This is a genomic window from Geobacillus sp. WSUCF1, assembly GCF_000422025.1.
Taxonomy (GTDB): Bacteria; Bacillota; Bacilli; order Bacillales; family Anoxybacillaceae; genus Geobacillus; species Geobacillus zalihae.
Genome location: NZ_ATCO01000267.1, coordinates 1 through 3064, shown reverse-complemented (window position 1 = coordinate 3064; position 3064 = coordinate 1). Strand labels below are relative to the sequence as shown.

Here is a 3064-nt window from a genome sequence, read left to right as displayed (position 1 = left end):
TGCGCGAAATAGGATGAAACGGATCGAGCCTGTACCGCTGTTGCTCGCCATTCTTGCCGTCGCCGCCATCATGGCGATCGGCGTCTTCATCGCCGAGCAAAGTTTGATCGGCATCGCCGCTTCCACGGTCATCTTGATCGCCGCCATGGGCGCCGGGTTCGCCCATAAAAAACGGACGCGTTGAAAAACGGGACAAGCTGGATGCTTGTCCCGTTTTCGCGATTTCGCGCCTCATCAATCGTGAAGATAGCGCCGCAAAATTTCTTCGTGCACCCCAGGTTTCGCAGCAAGCACCGAATTGCGGCCAAGCAGATCCAGCGGCTTCCCGTCAAGGGTCGTCACCATTCCGCCCGCTTCTTCAATCAAAATCATCCCGCCGGCGAAATCCCACGGCGACAGGCGCGGCGAAATGTAGGCGTCCAAACGGCCGGCGGCAACATACGCGAGCTCAAGCGCCGCTGAACCATACGAGCGCGTGCCGCGCGCCTCTTTCGCCAGCCTCATGAGCGGGCGATGGTCGAGGCGCTTGTTTTCCATGAGCCATGTCCCGTTGATGGCGATGATCGACTCCGCCACTGGCGCGGGCTGCAGGAGGCCGAGCGGCTCCCCGTTCAAAAACACCCCCCGCCCTTTTTGCGCCGCATACAGTTCGTCAAACACGACGTCATACACGTAGCCGAGCTGCCCGATGCCATCTTCAAAAATGCCGATCGATACAGCAAAATGGCGCCGCTGATGAACGAAATTCATCGTGCCGTCGATCGGGTCAATCACCCAAACAACGCCGTCCAAGGCATCGATCCGGTCGCCAAATCCTTCTTCCCCCAACAGGCGGTGGCTAGGGAACTGGCGACGGATGTGCTCGGCGAAAAACTGCTCAATGGCGCGGTCAACATTCGTCACTAAGTCGTTCGGGTTCTCTTTCGCTTCCACCGTCAGCTGTTTGGCAAACGAGGCGCGGATGCGCTTTCCTGCTTCGTCGATCCATTGCCGGGCGTATCGGTCGATTTCTTCCCATTTTTCTGCCATATTGATTCCTCCTGCCTTCGGTTATGTATAGATCGCAACCGGAACGGGGGCGGATGCGGCTCAAGAAAAAAACGAACCGGAAAGATGGTTCGCCTTGAATCAGAATCATACTTGAAGGCGCATCAGTTCTTGGCGCAGCTTTTCAAGCCGCCGTTTGCACTCTTTTTTCTTTTCTTCATCGTTTTCCATCATGGCCTCGTATAGCGTCGCTAATTCGTAATCGAGTTCGAGCCGCAACACCGCCATGCGTTTGTCTCCATCTGGTCGCTTCAGCGAATTGGCGGTTTTTTTCATATTCGTCCGCACCCCTTTCTCGATCATCCGCTAAACTTCCGGCGCCCGTCACGAATGTGCTGCTTCATTTTGTTTTATATTATATTATGTGGAAAAAGGGGTGTATGCAACTAATTTGTGCGTTTACCTACCGCGCTTCCGTTGTGGCTCGAATGATACCACAGCGATAATCCAAGGGGAACTATGACCATCAATGATTTCTTGTGTTGACCAGTCGTAGGAAAATGGATAGGAATAACCCATTGTTCCACCTCCACCGTTAGTTTGCCCAACGGCGCCGAATTTGTTCCGCCTCTTCCATCATGCGGGCAAACAACTCAGCGACGGACGGAACGTCGTGAATGAGCCCGATCGCCTGCCCGGCCCAAGCGAATCCTTCGTCCACCTTTCCTTCGTAAATGAAGCGCCGGTTCGCTTCTCCGCTAATATATTCTTTTAAATCATCATACGTACCGCCTTGGCGCTCGATTTCCAATATTTTTTCCGCCCAGGCGTTGGCCAGCACCCGCCCTGGCGCCCCGAGCGACCGTTTAATGATGACCGTATCGTTTTCGGTGGCGTTGAGAATCATTTCTTTATATGCGGGATGAGCATGAACGCATTCTTTCGTGGCGATAAACCGCGTTCCCATCTCAATCCCTTCCGCTCCAAGCGCCAATGCCGCCATCAACCCGCGTCCATCGGCGATGCCGCCCGAGGCGATGACCGGAATCGATACGGAGTCAACGACTTTCGGAATAAGGACGAACGTGCCAGTATCGTATTTGCCGAGATGCCCGCCCCCTTCCTGACCGACGACCATCACCGCATCAGCACCGAGCTCCTCTGCTTTCACTGCTTGGCGGACGGCGGCAACGAGCACGAGCTTTTTCACGTTCGTTCCTTTCAATTGTTCAAAAAACGGCGCTGGATTGCCGCCGGTGACCGAAACGACCGGCACCCCCTCATCAAGCGCTGCTTCAAGCATATGAGCAAACGGGCGGCCGTGCTGGCCAATGGCGAAATTGACGCCGAACGGCCGATCGGTTTTTTCCTTCACCTTGCGGATTTCCTCGCGCAGTTGCTCCGGTCCATCGAGCGACATCGCCGTAATTTGTCCGAGCCCACCGGCGTTCGAGACCGCTGCGGCCAAATCAGCGTACGCCAAGTAAGCGAGCCCCCCTTGAATGATCGGATATGTAATGCCGAGCAGCTCTGTCACCCTCGTTCTCCATTTCATTTCGATAACGCCCCCTTTTTGCTTTGTCTTTCTTTTATTTCTCTCTTGAACCGCTGTTTTCCTTTTTCAGCGTCCATTCATTTCTTCTTTGCAAACGGAAAAATCCATGCTATAATGCACTTGTTTTATCCTCGAGATAAAGAGGTGTGAAAAACCATTGTCGCAACTCGAGACACCATTGTTTACCGGTTTGTTGGAGCATATGAAAAAAAATCCGGTTCAATTTCACATTCCCGGCCATAAAAAAGGGGCCGGCATGGATCCGGAGTTTCGCGCTTTCATCGGAGACAACGCCTTGGCGATTGATTTAATCAACATCAGCCCGCTCGATGACTTGCACCATCCAAAAGGGATGATCAAACGGGCGCAGGAGCTCGCTGCCGAAGCGTTCGGCGCCGATTATACGTTTTTTTCCGTGCAAGGAACGAGCGGCGCCATCATGACGATGGTCATGTCGGTCGCCGGGCCGGGCGATAAAATCATCGTGCCGCGCAACGTCCATAAATCGGTCATGTCGGCCAT

Annotated in this window: 4 protein-coding genes and 1 pseudogene; 2 read left to right on the top strand and 3 right to left on the bottom strand. The window is 54.1% G+C overall.

Features of this window, described 5'->3' with window-relative positions:
* Nucleotides 1-13 precede the first annotated feature (13 nt).
* Nucleotides 14-184 (top strand): DUF5325 family protein, encoded by a 171-nt coding sequence (locus I656_RS18815; RefSeq protein ID WP_014195347.1) that lies wholly within the window; start codon nt 14-16, stop codon nt 182-184.
* A gap of 50 nt (nt 185-234) precedes the next feature.
* Here I656_RS18815 and I656_RS00225 read toward each other — a convergent pair whose 3' ends face one another.
* The 3 genes from I656_RS00225 to I656_RS00235 form a co-directional block, all read right to left on the bottom strand.
* Nucleotides 235-1029, bottom strand: coding sequence for an inositol monophosphatase family protein (locus tag I656_RS00225; protein ID WP_013523314.1), 795 nt, complete (start codon nt 1027-1029; stop codon nt 235-237).
* A 105-nt stretch (nt 1030-1134) separates the two neighbouring features.
* Nucleotides 1135-1350: a hypothetical protein gene (locus I656_RS00230; protein WP_013145893.1), complete on the bottom strand. Its 216-nt coding sequence runs from the start codon at nt 1348-1350 to the stop codon at nt 1135-1137.
* A gap of 232 nt (nt 1351-1582) precedes the next feature.
* Nucleotides 1583-2542 carry a nitronate monooxygenase family protein gene (locus I656_RS00235; RefSeq protein WP_015374337.1) on the bottom strand — a complete coding sequence of 320 codons (960 nt, stop codon included), beginning with the start codon at nt 2540-2542 and terminating at the stop codon, nt 1583-1585.
* 202 nt (nt 2543-2744) lie between these two features.
* Here I656_RS00235 and I656_RS00240 point away from each other — a divergent pair.
* Nucleotides 2745-3064, top strand: a pseudogene (locus I656_RS00240) (arginine decarboxylase); the annotation flags it as partial.

Excerpts from the sequence above, each read along its gene's own strand:
- I656_RS00225 (WP_013523314.1), bottom strand. The coding sequence starts at position 1,029 with ATGGCAGAAAAATGGGAAGAAATCGACCGATACGCCCGGCAATGGATC.
- I656_RS18815 (WP_014195347.1), top strand. The coding sequence starts at position 14 with ATGAAACGGATCGAGCCTGTACCGCTGTTGCTCGCCATTCTTGCCGTC.
- I656_RS00230 (WP_013145893.1), bottom strand. The coding sequence starts at position 1,350 with ATGATCGAGAAAGGGGTGCGGACGAATATGAAAAAAACCGCCAATTCG.
- I656_RS00235 (WP_015374337.1), bottom strand. The coding sequence starts at position 2,542 with ATGAAATGGAGAACGAGGGTGACAGAGCTGCTCGGCATTACATATCCG.